Annotated in this window: 18 protein-coding genes; 2 read left to right on the forward strand and 16 right to left on the reverse strand. The window is 48.0% G+C overall.

The genetic code is table 11. The features are described from left to right. Positions 1-15 precede the first annotated feature (15 nt). From MKY95_RS24075 to MKY95_RS24135, 13 genes are all read right to left on the reverse strand, one after another. Positions 16-429, reverse strand: a complete 414-nt coding sequence (locus MKY95_RS24075; RefSeq protein WP_036615035.1) for a cytidine deaminase — start codon at positions 427-429, stop codon at positions 16-18. Between the two features lie 302 nt (positions 430-731). Continuing rightward, positions 732-1103 carry a diacylglycerol kinase family protein gene (locus MKY95_RS24080; protein ID WP_017687246.1) on the reverse strand — a complete coding sequence of 124 codons (372 nt, stop codon included), beginning with the start codon at positions 1101-1103 and terminating at the stop codon, positions 732-734. After that, entirely contained in the window at positions 1103-1600 is a 498-nt protein-coding gene (gene ybeY / locus MKY95_RS24085) for an rRNA maturation RNase YbeY (RefSeq protein WP_036615036.1), read from the reverse strand. Before ybeY ends, MKY95_RS24080 begins: the two co-directional genes overlap by 1 nt. 115 nt (positions 1601-1715) lie before the next feature. Next, positions 1716-3965 carry an HDIG domain-containing metalloprotein gene (locus MKY95_RS24090; RefSeq protein ID WP_036674803.1) on the reverse strand — a complete coding sequence of 750 codons (2250 nt, stop codon included), beginning with the start codon at positions 3963-3965 and terminating at the stop codon, positions 1716-1718. 16 nt (positions 3966-3981) lie between these two features. Continuing rightward, positions 3982-4953: a PhoH family protein gene (locus MKY95_RS24095; RefSeq protein ID WP_017687243.1), complete on the reverse strand. Its 972-nt coding sequence runs from the start codon at positions 4951-4953 to the stop codon at positions 3982-3984. A gap of 6 nt (positions 4954-4959) precedes the next feature. Next, positions 4960-6153: a sporulation protein YqfD gene (yqfD, locus tag MKY95_RS24100; protein ID WP_076318860.1), complete on the reverse strand. Its 1194-nt coding sequence runs from the start codon at positions 6151-6153 to the stop codon at positions 4960-4962. After that, on the reverse strand, positions 6150-6443 hold the full coding sequence (gene yqfC / locus MKY95_RS24105; protein ID WP_076318859.1) for a sporulation protein YqfC: 294 nt from the start codon (positions 6441-6443) through the stop codon (positions 6150-6152). The genes yqfD and yqfC overlap by 4 nt, the downstream gene beginning before the upstream one ends. A 180-nt stretch (positions 6444-6623) precedes the next feature. Beyond that, on the reverse strand, positions 6624-7223 hold the full coding sequence (locus MKY95_RS24110) for a hypothetical protein (RefSeq protein ID WP_076318858.1): 600 nt from the start codon (positions 7221-7223) through the stop codon (positions 6624-6626). A 13-nt stretch (positions 7224-7236) separates the two neighbouring features. After that, positions 7237-8247, reverse strand: a complete 1011-nt coding sequence (gene floA, locus MKY95_RS24115; protein WP_036615045.1) for a flotillin-like protein FloA — start codon at positions 8245-8247, stop codon at positions 7237-7239. 158 nt (positions 8248-8405) lie between these two features. After that, positions 8406-9728: an NfeD family protein gene (locus MKY95_RS24120; protein WP_051447387.1), complete on the reverse strand. Its 1323-nt coding sequence runs from the start codon at positions 9726-9728 to the stop codon at positions 8406-8408. Between the two features lie 282 nt (positions 9729-10010). Next, entirely contained in the window at positions 10011-10454 is a 444-nt protein-coding gene (locus MKY95_RS24125; protein ID WP_017687237.1) for a GatB/YqeY domain-containing protein, read from the reverse strand. A gap of 15 nt (positions 10455-10469) precedes the next feature. Next, positions 10470-10643: a 30S ribosomal protein S21 gene (gene rpsU / locus MKY95_RS24130; protein WP_005547957.1), complete on the reverse strand. Its 174-nt coding sequence runs from the start codon at positions 10641-10643 to the stop codon at positions 10470-10472. Positions 10644-10875: 232 nt separating this feature from the next. Further along, positions 10876-11235 (reverse strand): histidine triad nucleotide-binding protein, encoded by a 360-nt coding sequence (locus tag MKY95_RS24135; RefSeq protein WP_024628477.1) that lies wholly within the window; start codon positions 11233-11235, stop codon positions 10876-10878. Positions 11236-11482: 247 nt separating this feature from the next. Here MKY95_RS24135 and MKY95_RS24140 point away from each other — a divergent pair, with 247 nt between their 5' ends. Together MKY95_RS24140 and MKY95_RS24145 are read left to right on the forward strand one after the other, a co-directional pair. Next, positions 11483-12406, forward strand: coding sequence for a cysteine synthase family protein (locus tag MKY95_RS24140; protein WP_076318857.1), 924 nt, complete (start codon positions 11483-11485; stop codon positions 12404-12406). 1 nt (position 12407) lies between these two features. Then, entirely contained in the window at positions 12408-13541 is a 1134-nt protein-coding gene (locus MKY95_RS24145) for a bifunctional cystathionine gamma-lyase/homocysteine desulfhydrase (RefSeq protein WP_036615052.1), read from the forward strand. 768 nt (positions 13542-14309) lie between these two features. On the opposite strand, the gene MKY95_RS24150 is transcribed toward MKY95_RS24145, so the two are convergent. The 3 genes from MKY95_RS24150 to MKY95_RS24160 form a co-directional block, all read right to left on the reverse strand. Continuing rightward, entirely contained in the window at positions 14310-14654 is a 345-nt protein-coding gene (locus MKY95_RS24150; protein ID WP_036615054.1) for a hypothetical protein, read from the reverse strand. Between the two features lie 588 nt (positions 14655-15242). Further along, positions 15243-18662: an SMC family ATPase gene (locus tag MKY95_RS24155; RefSeq protein ID WP_036615057.1), complete on the reverse strand. Its 3420-nt coding sequence runs from the start codon at positions 18660-18662 to the stop codon at positions 15243-15245. Continuing rightward, the gene (locus MKY95_RS24160) at positions 18659-19843 is read right to left on the reverse strand and encodes an exonuclease SbcCD subunit D (RefSeq protein WP_036672068.1); all 1185 of its coding nucleotides are present in this window, start codon (positions 19841-19843) and stop codon (positions 18659-18661) included. The genes MKY95_RS24155 and MKY95_RS24160 overlap by 4 nt, the downstream gene beginning before the upstream one ends. Between the last annotated feature and the right edge of the window lie 47 nt (positions 19844-19890).

A 19890-nucleotide genomic window follows, 5' to 3' on the forward strand; every position in this document is an offset into this window, starting at 1 on the left:
CTGGAATGTATTGGTTTATTTTTTGGCAGAATTCAGATCAGAAGGCCCAAAAGCCCAAGGTAACAGTTCAGCAACGGTGGTCTCTTGCAGATCACCTTTCAAATTCCCCAAGATGACTTTCATATCGGGTTCACACAGTTCGTACATGACCTGACGACATACGCCACATGGAGCAATCGGACCATCCGTGTCTCCCACAATGGCAATCGCTGTGAAGCTGCGAGGCTTCTGCCCACCTGCAATGGCACTAAACATCGCTGTACGCTCAGCACAGTTACCTGGTGTATACGCAGCATTCTCAATATTACAACCATGATGCACATGACCTTCACTGTCAAGCAAAGCCGCGCCAACACCAAAATGGGAGTAAGGCGTATACGCCTTCGTACGTGCCTTAATTGCTTCTTGCATTAACAAACCGTTATCCATTAATAATCTCTCCCTTAGGGTGCAATATAAAGTTAGTACCTACGAATTAAGTTCAACCAAAGCCAATTTTACACTAGCCACTCCGAGTCCAGAATAACCCTTCGATCGCTGTTACCCCCAGATTTTTTGATTCACTTTTTCAACGTGAAAATCCGGGGATAAAGGCGAACGCTTCGCTTCTACAGGTTTATTTCTGTCCTCTTCGTTATCGTGTAATGTCAACAAGTTCAACTTAAAAACGGTCTAACTTCACAAATTTGTGTAGTATTAAAATCACAAAACGAATCAAAGTTAATACAAAATCAGTACAAACCCAGCCAGCTCATCACCGGCTTAATGAAAACGATACAACCGATGATGACGGCGAATACCGCAGCCAGCAGAACTGCCCCGGCCGCGGTATCCTTTGCCGCTTTTGCCAGCGGATGGATATGGGGGTGTGCCAAGTCAACCGCTGCCTCTACAGCCGTGTTCATCAATTCAGTCACCAGGACCAAAAAGACAGCGGTCAGCACAAACATCCAATCCGTTCTTGAGATTCTGAAAAAAAAGCCGGCTACACACATCAAAATAGCCACTCCCGTGTGAACTCTCACATTACGCTGAGTCCGCAACCCATATGCGATTCCTTCCGCAGCATTGCGGAATACCAGACCCCAGGAGCGTCTTTTCATTATCGTGTCAACCCGGCCTGGGCCAATACCGCTTCTTGTTTGCCCATCATTTCAGCCTCACTCGCTTCATCCTGATGGTCGTATCCGAGCAGGTGCAAGAAACCATGGACAAACAGAAAACCAAGTTCACGTTCAAATGAGTGTCCATACTCTTCACTTTGCAGGATGGTCCGTGGTACGGAAATGATGATGTCTCCAAGAACATCCGGCATTTCTTCCATTTCTTCATCTTCGTCCAGCTCATAGATAATATCTAGTTCTTCATCCACCGTTTCGTTCATCGCAAAAGACAGTACATCCGTAGGACGGTCAATGCCGCGATAATCACGGTTCAACTCATGAATCTGCTCATCATTCACAAAAGTCAGAGCCACTTCCCCGTCTGCCACACCTTCCGCTTCTCCTGCGAGATTCAGCAATTGTTCCAGCATTGCAATCATCGGGTCTGTAATTTCTTTATCCTGTTGTTCATTATTCCATGCCAGGTTAAGACTCATTCTTTCATAACTCCTGTCTGCTCATATTAGAGGTTGTTCAAAAAAAACATTTCTAGCTTCATCCCATCTTCTCGGTACTGAAAACCAACCTTTTTGAACACGAACTATTATTGAATTAGCCTGCTTCGGGTGAAGTCGGCTTTGGTTTCTTGATCTCCTCCGGATATTCTATCCTGGAGTGGAAGATACCCATCACCGTTTCCTTCAATGTTCTGGCGACGATATCCAGTTCACGCATCGTAAGGTCACAATCATTGAATTGATGATCATCCAATCGTCCTTTAATAATCTTCTCAATCATGGACTCCACTTGCTCCACTGTCGGTTTGCGCAAAGATCTCACAGCAGCCTCTACACTATCAGCAATGCCAACAATAGCCGATTCCTTGGACTGAGCCTTCGGCCCAGGGTAACGGAAATCTTCTTCCGTGAAATCAGGCTCAACACCTGCTTCTTCCGCCTGGCGCAGTGCTTTGTGATAGAAATAGTGGAGAAATGTCGTGCCGTGATGCTGTTCCGCAATATCCCGAATAGGTCTGGGCAGCTTATAATCCTTCTGCATTTCCACCCCATCGCGCGCATGGGCAACGATAATGGATTTGCTCAGTTTCGGATCAATTGAATCATGTGGATTCTCCATATTGTTCTGATTTTCAATAAAATAGATCGGGCGCTTCGTCTTGCCAATATCATGATAATACGAACCGACTCGGCATAGCAATCCGTTAGCTCCTATGGCTTCTGCTGCTGCTTCGGACAGATTCCCTACCATAACGCTGTGATGATAGGTACCCGGTGTCTCCGTCAGCAACTTACGAAGAAGCGGATGGTTCGGATTAGACAGTTCCACCAGTTTGAGCGCTGACAAGATGCCAAATGAAGTTTCAAAAAATGGCATCAGCCCAATGACCAGTATGGCAGTTAATACGCCACCCGCAAATGCAAATCCAACACCGTACAGTGTCGTGGTTCGATTCCAATCGCCCGAGTCAATCAAAGCCAAGGTGAAGACGGCTATCGACCCGAACAGACAGACCATAATGGCCCCTTTCAGGATCGTTGATCGCTGGCTAGCCTTATGAGTTGCGAAGATCGCAACAAACGAAACCAATACAGCGAAGAAACCTAATTCGAAGTCAAAAAGCTGACCCTGATGGGTATTCAAAATGATGCTGGACAACATACCGATCAATATCGAACATACAAAGGCAAGCGAGGTATCCAGTAACAAGGCAATTAACATCGCTCCTACCGCAACAGGTGCAAGGAAGCCAACATAAGACCTCTCATTGGTCTGGATAATCGCCGTCACATGCATAACCACAATCGTAATAATAAAAATGAGAACAAGCATCAACAGCTGGGCATTATTATATTTAAAATGTGTTCCGCTGCCTTGCTGAATATACATCAGAATGGCTGCTGACAACAGGCAGGAAAACATAAGAAGTCCAAGCTGCGGCCAGTAGTTCACTTCATTTTTCAGCAAATCATTCTCATCCAGCAAAGTATACATCTCCGGGGTGATCATCTCACCCTTGGCAACTAATGTGTCCCCTTGCTTGATAAAGACGGTTTGCGTGTTCTCACGCGCCTGTACTTTGGCTTCCTTAGTTCCCTCTTCATCGTAGAAGCGGTTCGCGGTCACCACAAGGCGAGCAAGCTCTTGCACGACCTCACGTTGCGTTCGCTTACCAAGAGAGCTGACACTCACCATCTCAGCTACTTTGGCACGGGCAGTGGTTGCATCGCTGATCTGATCCGTCATTAACCGGGCAACAATATCCCTCGCAACCGGTTTCATCTCCTGGATATCATCCGATGTCAGACGCGAGATTTTGATGTAAGTTTCTTCGGGAATACGGTAGCTTTGCTCCTGTACCACATTTCTGATTTCTTCCAAAAGAGTCTCGGAGTATGTACCGGCTTTCCGATTATTATTGATATAGTTGGTCACAAAATCCTTCTGGCGCTGTGGAATTTCATCCCGATAAATATCAATCTTATCCTGACTTGAAATCTGATCATCCTGATTTAATCGATCTACACGATCAAGCAGGGTAGTCATCAAATTTTCGTTTCGCAACTGGACAATCTGAAATATCGGCTGTACCCGTTCAGCAGCTTCTTCCTGTGCTTTGAGTGTGGCCTTGTTATTCGGAATCTGCATGGGCGCAGCAATGTCCACTTCACTCCGTGTCCCTTCCTGAATATCATAGCGCTCAGGGAGCAGTTTGGAAGCCAGACTGACGTAGAAAAGAATCACCAGAAACAAAAACAGAAGATAGCGTGCCCACACGCTATACTTCCATCCTGTAGCCTTATTCTGAAAAGATTTGCCTTTTGACGGTTCCTTCGAGGTCACTTTAGACAATCCCTTTCTATGCTTGATTTTCTGCGGCGTGGTTGTAAGCCACGATAATTTTCTGGACAAGGGAATGCCGTACAACATCTTGCTCGGCAAAATAGACAAATCCAATCTCGTTAACTTCATTCAAGATCGTATTCGCTTCCACAAGCCCGGATTTCTTACCACGCGGTAAATCAATCTGTGTCACGTCTCCGGTGATGACCATTTTGGAGCCAAAACCAAGACGGGTTAGAAACATCTTCATCTGTTCCGGCGTTGTGTTCTGTGCTTCATCCAGAATGATGAAGGAGTCATCCAGCGTACGCCCCCGCATGTAGGCGAGTGGCGCGATTTCGATTAACCCTCGCTCCAGTGCCTTAGCGGTCTGTTCCTGTCCCATAACGTCATATAGGGCATCGTACAGTGGTCTCAGATAAGGGTCTACCTTCTCCTGAAGATCACCTGGCAAAAATCCAAGACTCTCTCCCGCTTCAACAGCAGGCCGTGTGAGTACAATGCGTTTGACGCTACCTTCTTTAATCGCGGCAACAGCCAGTACAACAGCAAGGTAGGTTTTACCCGTACCGGCAGGACCAATGCCAAATACAATATCACGTTTTTTAATTGTAGTTACATAGTGCTTCTGTCCAATGGTTTTAACACGGATTGGTTTACCTCGATATGTCGTCGTAATCTCGCCCTTGAACAGATCCAATAGCTGGTCTGCCCGCATATCCTTGGCAAGTTCAATCGCATACTTCACATCTCTCTCGGTTAACACATATCCATTGCGTATCAATTGCAGTAACACATCAAATAATTGTTCAAGCGATTCCACCTGCTGTGCGTTGCCAAAAATCACAATCTCCGCTTCACGGGATGCAATCTGGGCGGGAATCTCGGATTCAATCAGTTTAAGAAAAGTATCTTGGGGTCCAAAAAGAGATTGGCCCTCTCCCGCACTCTGGAGGGAGATTTGTATGCTGCGTGTTTGCTCTGACAAATATCCTCATTCTCCTTGACTATGGACTAGCGGAAGTTCTTCCGCAATGCTTTCTTCTACTTCAAATAAGACTTTCATATAAACTTTACCATTCTCTTTCTTCTCATGCAAAATTTTTTCACTTATAATTTTTGTTCCTTTGCCGTTTTTGGCGATAATATCGTTCCTTGCTCCTTCCAATCCTTTCGTTCTGGCCCATTCTATCGTCTGTTGTTGCTCATGCTCTCGGGTCTCCAGATCTTTCTCTGTCAGCCAACCCATAGGAAGTGTAAAGGATCGCCACGTTAATGGTTTATGATTACTCTCGGTATCAAATGAACTGAACGGTGTACTTCCGTACCCCCACAGTTGAATCGCCCAATTCCCCAGTACCATGTAAAAACGTTCTTTGCTCTCACCTGTCATTGTATTATGTTTTTGCACTAGCGGAACCTCTACCTGATACTCACGCCATACCAGACCACGAACTTCGCCTTTGGCAACGATTGTTTTGGTGTTCTCCTCATCCCCGAGAATCCCTGAGATCAATACCTGACCCTTTTTGACACGCATGTCCTTCTGAACAACAGGGCGTCCCTGCTCCGCATAGATTTGAGTGACCACAGCATCTGACTTACTGATCAGATGTCTGGGGTTCAGTAATGGTTCGCGCTTTGGTTGGGCAGATTCTACGACCTGAATGGTAATGGTTGTCCCCTCTTTGCTCACGCCAATCCAGGTTACATCCGGCAGAGCGAGTGCAAGCTGCCTGGAGAGCTTGTCTTGGCTTTGCAGACGGAACCCCCATTGCAAAGGATATATGCCCTCTTTCTTCGCTGCTGCAAGCACCTCGTCGGTGGGAATGGTGACGTTACCCTTGACCTCCACACTCCATACCATGGACGACAACGCAAACAAAGCTGCCACAAAAAACAGCATACCCCCAAGAAAGAACTTCCTCCGCAATAATCGGGCCGCAAAAAAGGGGAAACCGCTGCGATGGGTTACTTTCACCCTGCAGCCTGTCCGTTTCAACACAGGACGCAACCTGAAAAAATGCGGCAGCAGAATATTCATCTCTGCCACGCGTCCATCGTGAGCACGCAGGTCCCAAACTTCCAGTCCCTGCTCTGCCACCGTGTTGATTAATGTTTCAATGTCTCCCCCAGTGACCGTTATTCGGACTGCTCCCCGCAGTTTGTACAGACTGGGCTGCTTCATCCGTTCCCCTCCACTCCATTCATATGAATATCCAGAATCCTTCCTTCGACAGCTACTTCATCCGGCAAAATATTACGTATCACCAAGGCAGTTCCTTTGATCTCTAACTGGCCTTGGGAAAGAGCCAACACGATACGATCCGGCGTGAAATGGATGACACCGCGATGGTTCTCTATATACAGTTGCTTACTGCCGATCAGGGTTAACCGTGGCATATCATAAAGCACATCCTGCGGCAGATCCAACACTTCACTGGTCCATCTGCGCAGCTTGCGGCTGATCCGGGTCATTCGAAGGTCTTCCCCCTTCCTCTACAGTTCAACTTATGCGCAGATTCATGAATTTATGAAAATTCCGGGGCGTGTTAGGGACGAATGTTGAGAAAAAAGGATAGAACACAGAAAAAGCCGTCTCCGGCGGCTTTATGCTCACCAGAGACGGCTTTATTTCCGTCCAATAAATTGACTTGTTTACAGTTTTCCTCTTGTACCAAACGGTTGCTTGGAACGAGGGGAACCCAGTACTTCTGCCCACAGGACACCTGTGCGAATGTCTGCCGGACGAAGCGGAGACGCTCCCGATCCATCGCTGCTGGTCTCATCCCAACTGGAATCAGACACAACTGGCCGATTCGCAGAAGAGATGCGATTCAAGCGTTCTTCGATCAAACGTTGCTGTTCTTCCATGCCTCTCATCTGTTCCTCAAGTGAATTTGCCATCGCACTCATCGTGCCCTCACTTCTGTAGTCAGTTGCGGGGCGAGAAGATGCAGCAGGCTCCGAATACGGCTCATCATACTGATTCTCATATTGCACGTCATCATACCGATCATCATACTGTTCATCATAGCGGGGGTCTGTAGGTCCGGAAGACTGCTGCGGAGATGAATTGTCTCTTGAACGTTCATCCCGGCCTGAATCACCACTGCCTCCAAATGTAGGCATCCCGTTGGCAGGACGCTTTTTGTTCGGATCAGCCGATTTGGCAGCTTTCCCCAAGAAGGAGAAGAGTGCAAAACCGATGACGGCCACAATATACAAATTATCAAAAATCCATTCAAATAGGCCCATATGCACTCACCGCCTATCTTCCGTTTTTGGAATCACCCTGATCGTTGGAATTCGAACCTTCACCAGGTTTTCCCAATGTGTTGCGCATTTGAGTATCCGCTTCAATGTTCTTCAGGTTCATATAATCCATCACACCGATTTTACCGTTACGAAGTGCCTCAGCCATTGCCAAAGGTACTTGGGACTCGGATTCAACAACGCGTGCTCTCATTTCCACTACGCGTGCTTTCATCTCTTGCTCTTGGGCTACGGCCATTGCGCGACGCTCTTCGGCTTTTGCCTGAGCGATACGTTTGTCAGCTTCTGCTTGCTCTGTTTGCAAGAAGGCACCAATGTTTTTACCTACATCAACGTCCGCAATATCAATGGACAGGATTTCAAAAGCAGTACCAGCATCCAGACCTTTGGACAATACAGTACGAGAGATCAGATCCGGATTTTCCAGGACGTCTTTGTGAGAATTGGAGGAACCGTTCGTACTTACGATACCTTCACCAACACGGGCGATGATCGTTTCTTCACCAGCACCACCGACGAGACGATCAATGTTGGCACGAACCGTAACCCGTGCTCTAACTTTAACTTCAATACCATCTTTGGCAACCGCAGAGACAATCGGTGTTTCGATAACTCGTGGGTTAACACTCATCTGTACGGCTTGTAATACGTCACGACCTGCGAGGTCAATCGCAGCAGCACGTTCAAATTCGAGTGGAATGTTGGCACGTTGTGCAGCAATCAGAGCGTTTACAACACGGTCAACGTTACCACCGGCCAAGAAGTGACTTTCCAGTTGGTTCATTGAAAGTTTAAGACCAGCTTTAGTTGCTTTAATCATTGGATTAACGATACGGCTAGGCGTTACACGTCTCAGTCTCATCGCTACCAGTGTAATAATACTTACGCGTACGCCGGATGCAATCGCTGAAACCCAGAGCATAACCGGGAAAAAGCTGAAGAATACGCTCAATACGATAATACCTACTACCGCAATGAGCAAAATCGTAATCATAGATGTGTCCATTTAATTTCCTCCATTTGCAATTTGAATTTGATAAAAATATTTGAGAATACACTCTTGAGTCCGCTGCTAAATGAAAGAATGCACCACCTTGCTGGCAGCTTCAGCTACGTGGTTATGTACATTGCCGAAGCGTTAATCCGCTTCGACAACAGAGCGAGTTACACCGGCAAAGCTTGCTGAACCACAATCCGGGTACCTTCCGCTTTAATCACAATAATCGGAGTATCGATGGGAATAAAATCTCCGTCGGTCACAACGTCAATTCGTTCCCCTTCAAACATCGCTGTTCCAGAAGGACGAAGTGGTGTCAGACTGATTCCTTGCAGACCAACCAGCTCTTTACGTTCTGTGGCTGATGAATAACCCCGATCCGCAGACATGCTATCACTCAGTATGAAGCGATTCCATATCCCTCGATCCTTAAAGATAATTGAGATGATCGCAATGACTACCAGTGCTGCTCCAAAAGCGATACCTAGAGATACAAATGCATCACTCGTATCATAAGCAGCCCTTACAACACCGGCCACAAGCGCAATTGATCCCAAAATCCCCAGAATACCAAAGCTCGGAATAAACATCTCCAGAATCATCATGATGAGTCCGACGGTAAATAGCACCCATGTCTCTGCTCCGGCAAATCCCGCAATGTAATTACCCGAGAAATACAACACGAAACACACGATACCTACAATACCAGGAACTCCAAAACCAGGAACAATCAATTCAATGATCACACCCGCGATTCCGAGGAACAATAACACAGTCATAACAACCGGATTAGTAAGAAAAGAGGAAATATTCTCCGCTGTTGTTCGTTCTACCTTAAATACGTCATCTTGACTGTAACCTGCCCAAGCTGCCGCTTCTTCCGGTGTGTTACTGATGTGGTCGGCATAACCAACTTTCAGCGCTTCTTCAGCCGAGAGAGCAATAATTTCACCTTTTTGCTTGGTTTTATTGATCTCTGGCATTTCAACAACGATGTTAACATCCGTCATTCCAGCTGCAATCTTGCCATCACGACCACTGATTTCAGCCGCTCCCTGCATTTTGCTTTTCCAGAATGCAACAAGCTTTGGATCATCAACATGTTTACCCGTACTGTCGACCATTGCTGCCGCACCAATCATACTGCCTGGTGACATTACGATCTTATCTGCATTCAGAGCCAGAAAACTCCCTGCTGAAGCAGCATCTCCACGAACAAATGCAACAGTCTCAATCGGACTGTCCTTAATTAGGGTACCTAATGCTTCTGCAGTGTCGACACGGCCTCCCGGCGTATTGATATCAAGAACGATCAGGCCAGCATTCATCTCTTCTGCTTGCTTGAACCCGCGTTCCATGAACTTGCCAAGTCCCTGCTCGATTGGTTTATCAACCGGAATAATATATACGGCACCACTCTTCTCAGCTGCATGCGCTGACGGTGATCCAATCCAGACAGGAAGCAACAGCGTCAGCAGCATTAAGAGCATCAATGGCCCCGTAAGCTTCTTCCGGCGCTTTCCCTTCACAATAGTCCCCCCTTTTCCATTAATGTTATACTGTCCAGCTTATGGTATTTATTACGTGCAATGCAACATTTCGTTTCAAAATCTTAAAATTATATTTGAAAACTCAATCAATTGCAAGAATAAAAATCCATAATAATATATATTAACCATTAAAAAGAAATTTCGTCATCCCAAGGACATGATGCCTTCTGATAAATGGAAAAAACACCTCCTGACAAGTCAGAAGGTGTTTATTGATTTGCTTTATTGCAGAAATTGTTGAACTGCTTGATTTACCAGTTTGCCGTCCGCTTTGCCTTTAACTTTCGGCATAAGGGCCGCCATGACTTTCCCCATCTCGGCTTTCGAAGAAGCACCGGTTTCCTGGATGGTCTGCTGTACAATAACTTTAATTTCTTCTTCGGTAAGCTGTGTGGGAAGGTACTGGATGAGTACTTCAATTTCCGCTTTTGCATTTGCCGCGAGATCTTCACGGCCCGCTTTGTCAAATTCTTGGAGGGCATCTTTGCGCTGTTTGATTTCACGACTCAGGATATCAAGCACTTCGTTGTCATCCAAATCTCTTTTCAAATCTATTTCAAGATTCTTGATCGTCGAACGAATCAACCGAATGTTGGAGAGTCTGAACTTGTCCTTACTCTTCATCGCTTGCTTCATATCTTCGTTCAATCGTTCGCTAAGATTCATGTAATTAAAATCCTCCTAAAACTTTCTCTTACGAGCAGCCTCGGACTTTTTCTTGCGCTTTACGCTTGGCTTCTCATAATGCTTACGTTTCTTCACCTCAGCCAATACGCCATCTTTAGCGATGGAGCGTTTAAAACGACGAAGTGCAGCATCAATAGTCTCGTTTTTGCGAACTTTAGTTTCAGACACCAGTTTTCCCTCCCTCCGACCAGACCGTCCAAGAGCAATAACACGGTTCATCATCTTACATTATAGGCGAAAGATAATAAAGGTGTCAACCTCAATGTAATGATCACTTATTTGAATCCATTTTATAACTCAAAGGTATTATGAAATGAATTCATTATATAAGCATTTGGTCACACATTCGTGGATTTAATGCATATGACTAAATCCTCAATAGTAGTACCCATTAGCTCGTTTATTTGTGAGAATCGGACAGACTTGTCAACACGCCAAGTCTGGTACCACCCAACAAATGGTAATGCAGATGATGAACGGTTTGTTCTCCATCCTTACCACAATTGTTGATTAATCGATATCCTGTTTCCTCCACGCCAAGACGCTTCGCAGCTTCTTGAGCAGCCAGATGAATCTCGCCGATCAACGGCAGATCTTCTGCAGTAACTTCATTCATGGAAGCAATATGTTTCTTCGGAATGACAAGAACATGTGTCGGTGCAGCGGGCTGGATGTCATGAAAAACGATAACATGGTCATTCTCCAGTACTTTATTGGAGGGAATGCTGCCCTCTACAATTTTGCAAAATAAGCAATCCATAGTTCATACCCTCCTTTGTATTCCAGTGTATGTATTCCCCTCTATCATACTAAAAGTAAAAACCCACGTCCAATCTCTAGACACACAACCAGGTATTCCAGGTCAACTCTCCATCTATCATCGAGCCGAACACTATACAACATTGGATGTATACCAAGCCATTTTATTGAAATATGGTTTTATCACGCACTTTTCCCAATTAAACAAATATGTATGGTTAATGACACACAAAAGGAGATTGGTTAATTTGACCGTTTATCAACATGTACAGGAACTTATAGGTAATACACCTCTGCTTGAATTAACTCGTTATCCATTACCGGAAGGAATCCGCCTGTTCGCCAAACTGGAATTCATGAATCCCGGAGGAAGTGTGAAAGACCGGATCGGCAAGTTTTTATTGGAGAAGGCCTTGGCACGAGGAGATGTTAAACCAGGTGGAACGGTGATCGAAGCTACTGCAGGCAACACAGGAATTGGTCTTGCAATGGCGGCTGTAGGCCTGAATTTAAAGGTCATTTTCACCGTACCTCAGAAGTTCAGTGTTGAGAAGCAGCAGTTGATGAAAGCCCTTGGTGCTACGGTCGTCAACACACCCACATCCGAAGGAATCACTGGTGCCATACGCAAGGCGGAATCGCTGGCGAAAGAAATACCGGGTTCGTATATTCCAGGTCAGTTCTCCAATGCAGATAACCCACTCGCACATTATGAACATCTGGGTCCTGAGATTTGGCGTGATCTGAACGGGCAGGTGGATGTATATGTCGCCGGAGCCGGGTCTGGCGGAACTTTCATGGGAGTATCTCGCTATTTGAAGGAGCAAAAACCGTTAATTAAAACATGTATCGTAGAACCCGAAGGTTCGATACTCGCAGGAGGTCCATCGGGACCACATCGTACAGAAGGAATAGGGGTCGAAACGTTATCTTCTTTTATGGATGTGAGTTACTTTGATGCCATTCATACGATCTCAGATGAAGATGCCTTTGAGCGGGTCAAGGATCTGGCCTTGTTGGAAGGCTTACTGGTAGGAAGTTCCTCAGGTGCAGCTATGCAAGCCTCATTAAACGAAGCCGTTCACGCAGCTCACGGAAGTAACATCGTCGTTATTTTCCCGGATAGCAGCGAACGGTATTTAAGCCAAAATATCTATAATGGAGGACAATGAAATGAGACCAAAAACCAAGCTGATTCATGCAGGTATTGTCGGTGATCCACACACTGGAGCAGTGAGTGTACCGATCTATCAAGTAAGCACGTATGAGCAAGAATCAGTTGGCGTACACAAAGGATACGAGTATTCACGTACAGGCAACCCTACCCGTCATGCGTTGGAAGAAGTCATTAAAGAGCTGGAGGATGGCGTTCGAGGTTTTGCTTTTAGTTCGGGCATGGCTGCAATTCACGCTGTACTGTCTCTGTTGAAAACAGGAGATCACGTCATTCTGACGGATGACGTATACGGCGGGACCTATCGCATTTTCACCAAGGTGCTGAATCGTCTGGGTATCGAGTCTACTTTTGTAGATACCACCTCACTACAAGCACTGGAGCAGGCTTTGCGATCCAATACAAAGGCCATCTATGTAGAAACACCTACCAATCCGTTACTCAAAGTCACCGATATTGCTGCTGTAGGGAAATGGGCGAAACAACATGAATTGTTGTTCATCGTGGATAACACGTTTAGTACCCCTTATTGGCAAACCCCGCTGGCTCTTGGGGCAGATATTGTACTGCATTCTGCAACGAAATATATCGGCGGTCATAGTGATGTCGTGGCAGGACTTGCGGTTGTCAACAGCGAGCAACTTGGTGAAGATCTGCATTTTATTCAAAATGCAATTGGCGCAGTTCTGGGACCTATGGATTCCTGGCTGTTAATGCGAGGTCTTAAAACATTGGGATTGCGGATGGAAGCGCAAGAGCGCAATACAGAGCAGCTTGTGACATTTCTGAATCAGCATCCAACAGTGAGTAAAGTTTATTATCCCGGACTGCCCGACCATCCGCAGCACAAGCTTGCTTCCATGCAAGCGAGAGGATATGGCGGTATGGTTTCCTTTGATGTAGGCAGTGCTGAAAAAGTAGATGACGTGTTAAGCAAAGTCCGTTATTTCACATTGGCTGAAAGTCTAGGCGCGGTGGAAAGTTTAATCTCTGTACCTGCCCGAATGACGCATGCCTCCATTCCTTATGAACGTCGGCAAGAATTGGGGATCACGGATGGTTTGATTCGGATCTCCGTTGGGATCGAGGATGTTGAAGATTTACTGGAGGATTTGAAATCTGCATTAAGTTAAGGGCATTTTGAAGTCCGTGCTGGCTGATACTTGCGAATGGGTAGTTGACCATTCTCTAAGGAACACAGGACGTCTCATTTGGCGTTCAGGCGCTAATTTGAAATTATAAGGAACATCAGGCACGTTATTTCCCGAAATAACTCAAAAAAATGCTGAAAGCGGCTGTTTATTCGGTTATAACGTGTATCAGATTCCTTAAAATTCTGAGGACGCTTCAAAGCCTTGAATAAGATGCCTCAGATTCGTCAGCGCTCACATCATGCTCCGCTCCTCCAATCGTGGCAAGAGAACAGCATGGATTCCACCCGAAGCGAAGCTTTTTATCGGGATAGAGAATTAAAGCTTTTCGGTGTCTTGATCGTAAGCTTGCACATAGGACGTTCTCGCATATTCAGGATGCAGTACACCGATTGCTGCTGCGGACGTTCAGGCCAGGTCTGCTTTCAGTAGTTAAATACACGTTATGTGCCATCCGTTCATCATCGACCTTACACTAATTAGATTCAAAAAAAGGTCATGCCTTACAGAAGTTCGCTTCTGCACAGGCATGACCTTTTTAGATATTCGGTATGTTGCCAGTTGTATTGCAAAGACTGTTGCGATACATCAGGCTGAGACTCTGTATGTGATAAGACCTCTCTAATTCATGCTGTACGGTACCATGAATGAAACATCCATCCTCAGCTAGTTATTTTCGAGGATTTTCATAGGATGCCCATAGGGTACATAAGAATGTGTCACTTGCAGTTATGACTGTTTTTTCTAATTTCAATAATACGGTAAAAGGGTTAACGCTGTAAGCGCAAATAACGGGAGCACCAGTCGGTTAAAACGTCTACGGCCATAACCATAATACGGATAAGGCGTAGGGTAGCCGTAACCTGGATAAAATCCGCGAGTATGACCTATCGGATAGTTTGCCCCAGGCATTGCATTTGGAGCCCAGTTCGCATGATTCACCATGGCTTCTGGTCCAACGGGAACAGCCAGGTAGATCATTTCATCATCCACATTTTCCATAATGCCATCGTAGTGCATACCGTCTTTCATCTGTACACATACATAACGGTGCATGTGTTCTTTGCATATTTTCTTCGCTTCCACTTTTTCCACTTGCCAACGCCTCCCTGATTCTGCTCTTGATCACCTTTTCATGGTATTCAGAACTGGGCGAATTGACACTACTGATGAGAAAACACAAAAAAGAAGCACCCCGTGAGCGGCTTCCTTGGAAGTCTGCTGCGCGGACATCTATTCAGGAAACGTCCTGATCAGATGTCCGCCGGGGTACTTAAATAAAGTTTGTCGGCTTAACTGTAGTATAACAGTGGGATGAACCTGTATCTGTGATGTAACTCACTCCGCTAAGTTATAAAAGCAGGAAAAGAAATATTTTCACAAAAATAATATTACGTAATAGTGCATGTTTAAAAAGGGCGGTTTTCAGTACCAAAAAGACGGGATAAAGCTAGAAATGGAGTAGCGGAGCATAGATAGAACTACGTGAGCAACCGTAATGTTTCCGAAGGAAACAACCTTCGTAAGCCCCTACTTATTTCAGCTGAATTCCATATTAGATGTTGATGATGCCGCTAGGCACCATTCGTAATCAAAAGCGGACTTTTTGAACAACCTCTAATATTCATTTTGCTTGGACTATTAGAGGCGCTTCTATGATCTATATTGCTTACACATTGCCCTCTACAGAGTCTCCAAGACCACACGTGAGCCGTTTCCGGCCTCACCTGCCGGAATCACCACAAGTTTGCGCGGCAAGCGTGCACGCAGTTCAGGCACGTGACTGATGACACCAACAGCCAATCGATCGTCATGCAATTTTTCCAGAGACGTAATGACGGTATCCAACAGTTCAGGGTCAAGGGTACCAAACCCTTCATCCAGGAAGAAGAATTGAAGTGGGTACTGACCTCGCAGTTGAATCTGGGCCGACAGTGCCAAGGCCAGTGACAACGAAGTCAAAAATGTCTCGCCACCTGACAACGTTGATACCGGTCGTTTGACTCCCCCGTTGGCATCATCACAGATCACAAAACCACCACCGGAATCCACCTCCAGTGAATAACGCTGTTTGGTCAGGAAGCGCAGACGCTGAGATGCCGCATGACTAACCTGCATCAGTTGTTCCTCCGCAATATACTCAACAAAAGCATTGCCTCTGAACGCGGATTGCAGCTTGCTGAGCAGTTCGCCTTGACGGCTTACCTCCACCCGCTTGTTCTCCAGTTCGGTCCAGCGAACATGTCGCTGCTCCACATCCTCCAAATCACGTTCTGCACGTGCTTTGGCACGAAGGGCAGCCTCGTCCTCAATTCGGACCTGCTGCAAACGTTCGGTGCAGGCTAACCACTGTTCCTCCGATACGACAGCACCACCCAGCTTTTGTTCCAGTTCACGCAACTGGGATGCCAGTTCACGCTCACGTTCCCGGTGCTGCTGGATCTCCCCTGCCAGTCGCTCTGCTTCCTGTGCAGGAATTGCCGCGGATACAACAGCATCATCTGAGTCAAATGGAGATTGTTCCAGCAATTGCTTCCACCGTTCCTGTGCTTGTTGCAGATGTTCTGTGGCCGAGGCGGCTGCCTGCTGTGCCATGACGTCTTTCTTGGCTGATTCCTGCTTCAGCGTGTCCGCTTCTTTGAAGCGTTGTGCCGAGTCCGAAGCTGTTTTCCGCAGTCCATCCAGACGAGCCTGAGCCGCAGTAATCAGATCTTCTACCCGTTGCTCCCCAACCCACTGGCGCAAGCGTTCTTCCTTCTCGGCCAGCTGTTTGCTATTGCCCTGCCACTCCGTTTGCCACTGAATCAGTTGTTTGTCCAATTCCACCAGCTTCTGCTGGAGAGATTGAATGATTTGGTCTTTTTCCTCAAGGAACGTCACGCTTTTGTTCAGACGTTCCTTGATGTCTTCGGCGCGCGCATCGCGCTCCTGCATCGCCTGATAGAGGGCCTTGGCCTCCTCCTGAGCGATGCCCGGCAGTTCTGCGGCCCAGCGGCTCTGCAAAGTAGCCGCTGCGGCCTCGCTCTCAGCCAGCTTGCGCTCCGCCTGGGTGAGCCCGGCACGGCCGGCCTCTTGCGCAGCTGCCGCTTCCATGCGGCGCTGCTGCGCGCCCACAGCCGCCTGCTGTAACGCGGCGGCTTCGGCTTGGAGCGGCGCTGCTGCGGTAGCCAGCGCCTGCGCGGCTTCGCGCAGCGCAGCGGCACGCGATGCCCAGCCTGCCGGGGAGCGCCCGTGTTCGGGCGACCCGGCGGGCTCGGGCTCCGCTGCCGCAGGCGCGGCCTCGGCTGCGGCCGGAGCTTCGCCGGCCGCAGCGCCAAGCTGCGTCAGCAGGCTGCGACGTTCGTGCAGCTGCTGGCGCAGCCCAAAGCGCAGCTCCTGCAGCTCCGCGTGCAGGCTGCGCAGCAGTTCCAGGTCCGCGTCGCCTGCGTGCGGACCTTCTCCCGGCGGGGCAGCCGGGAGCGGGTGATGCGGCGAGCCGCACACCGGGCATGGCTCGCCGTCGTGCAGTTCGGCGCGCAAGGCGGAGGACAGCCGGTGCAGCTCCTGCTCGCGCATCGTGCCACGCAGCCGTTCCTCCGCAAGGGCCAGCAGGCTTTGTTCGCGGCTAATGTCCTGCTCACAGGCAAGCAAGGCCTCAAGACCTGCTGACGCCTGTTCTACCAGATGCTGACGCTGATCACTCAGGCGTTTTTCTTCCTCAGCCGCCGCCTTCAGCTTGTCGGCTCCCTGTTCTGCCGATTGCTTATAGGCTTGCATGTCAGCCTTATTTTGCTGCAACTGCTCCGCGGCAGTATCCACACGATGTTTCAGTTCTAGCGCAGCTTGAAGTTGCCTGCGTTCCTCTGACTTCACTTCATTTGGCTTGAGGCTCTCCTGTAGTTCCTCTCGCCGTTTGCGTCCGCGCTGTTGCAGTTCCTTTTCTTTCTCAAGCTGCTGTCCCAGCGCAGTTTGTTCGCTCTGCCCCTGTTCCAGCAACTGCGCGAGGCGCGAGCAATCGGCTTGAAGTCCGTCCCGTTCACGTTGCAGCTCTTTTGCTTGTTCGAGTTGCTCCAGGCGCAGCAGAAGTTTCGGTTCTTCCTCAGTCATTTGCTTGCGTGCCGTCTCAGCCTTCTCCGCTTCCTGAACAGCCAGACGCTCATGTTCCAGTGCTTGCTGATGAGCTGTCTCGGCAGTATCCTGCCGCTGCTTCTGTGTAGCCATGGCATCTCGAATCGTCTGCAATGCAGGCAGTATTGCATCTGCCGCAACGGATTGTTTCAGCCGTTGTTCGCCTACCTCTATCTGTGGTTCCAGTGCTTTCAGCTTCTGCTGTTCATCCGTCCGGGCCTGCCGTTCGTTACTTAACTCACGAATTTTGCCCAGTTGTTCAGCTTCCTTCACAGCTTCATCCAGCGCTTTGCGGGACAATTCAGACTGCTGAACAGCGTTTTGAAGAAGACGTTTCGTTTCTTCCAGCGTCTCCTTGCTGGCATTCCCAAGTCCCTGTTGCTCCGCAGCAAGAGATTGGTGAACCATATCATTATCCTTAACCCGCCGACTTAATTTGATGGCCAGCTGATCCCCATACTTCTCCAGATGGAACAATCGTTGCAGCATCTGACGACGTTCACTGCCTTTGAGTGACAAAAACTCGGCAAACTTCCCTTGCGGAAGCACCACTGCCCGTGTAAAATCATCCATCTTCAAACCGATCACATCTTCAACGCAGCGATTCACATCTGCCAATTTGTCGGCAAGTACCTGTTCTTCGCCATTAACCGTCTCTATGAATTTGCTGATCGTGTTACTCACCGAAACTTCATTATTTCGTTTGAAACGTCGCTCTACCCGGAACCTTCGAGTGCCTTCCGCCGACATCAGTTCAAATGTAAAAGCAACCGACAACGAATCCTCTGCATGATTCATAATGCCTTGCGTCCCGTTCACCGCACGTTCCACTTTTCCGTACATGGCGAGTGTGATGGCATCGAGCAAGGAAGATTTACCACTGCCCGTTGGACCGAAAATACCGAATAGCCCCGTCTCTGTCAGCACGGTAAAATCAATCTCCTGCATCTCCCGGTAACTTTGCAGTCCGGCAACTTTTAATAGAATTGGCTTCATCTTTCCTCGACCTCCTCACGCGCACCCGGCTCGTCTTCATCCACAAGTTCCAGGAAAAGCTGTACCAGGCTGTCTTCCGGTTGTGCACCACCGGTCTGACGCTGATAAAATTTACGGAACAGTTCGTGGACCGGCAGCTCGGATCGTTGTTCCAAAAGTCCTGCTGCAGCCATCTCGGGATACACCGGGCGAATATGAATGATACCTTCATGTGATTTTCGCAGCTGCTGAATCTCCTTCAGGGACATCGCCTCGTCCAGCCACACTTCCATGTCGATAAAAGCCTGCGGATCACGCCCCTCATCCAGCCAGCGATATACTTCTGCCAAACCACCACGGGCCTGCCAACGTACAAGCGGACGCCCGGACGTTAACAAAACTTCTTCTACCTGTGCTGCTCCACCCGGCGCCAGATCAACCATCGTGACAGACTTGCTCTGCCCTGCTTCCGAGAAGCTGTAGGCGAGAGGAGAACCGCTATATCGAATCACACCGTCTCCTTTGACAGCCTGTGCACGATGAAGATGCCCAAGCGCCGTGTATTGCGCACCAGTCGCTAAAGATGATGGATCCACCGTGTAGGCCCCACCGATCTGAATCGGACGTTCCGAATCACTCTCAAGTCCGCCGAGCACATAGATATGGCTCATGGCCAAGTTCACGGTATCCGGGCGAAAAGAAGCTGCCAGACGCTGCATTAACATGCCCACCCGGTGACTGTATGCCTGACGAAGCACATTTTCGTCCCCATCTGTTGTCAGCAATTCATTCAATCTGGCTTCAGAAGGATAAGGTAATGCGGCAATCTGTGCAATTTCTCCGGTTCGCTTTGCATGGATGGTTACCGCTTCTGAAGTAGGCATCCCTACGAGTGTAATGCCCTGTCTGTTCACAAGTGGAGTTACAGAAGCTACACGTTCTGGCTGATCATGATTTCCAGCAATCACCACGAGGGGTCTTCCATGCTCCGTCAGACGCGCTGCCGCTTCATAAAAAAGTTGTTCCGCCGCTGCGGGAGGATTCACCGAATCATACACATCTCCGGCCATCAATATGGCATCCGCCTGTTGCTCATCAGCGACCCTGACGAGTTCATCAACGAAATCTTCCTGTTCACGCAGTCGGCTTCGTCCTTCCAGCGTTTTTCCCAAATGCCAGTCCCCTGTATGCAAAATACGCATCGTCCGTTCCACCCCTCTCCCATGTGATATACATGGTTTTAAATTCC

Source organism: Paenibacillus sp. FSL P4-0176, assembly GCF_037975265.1.
In the GTDB taxonomy this organism is placed as follows: Bacteria; Bacillota; Bacilli; order Paenibacillales; family Paenibacillaceae; genus Paenibacillus; species Paenibacillus amylolyticus.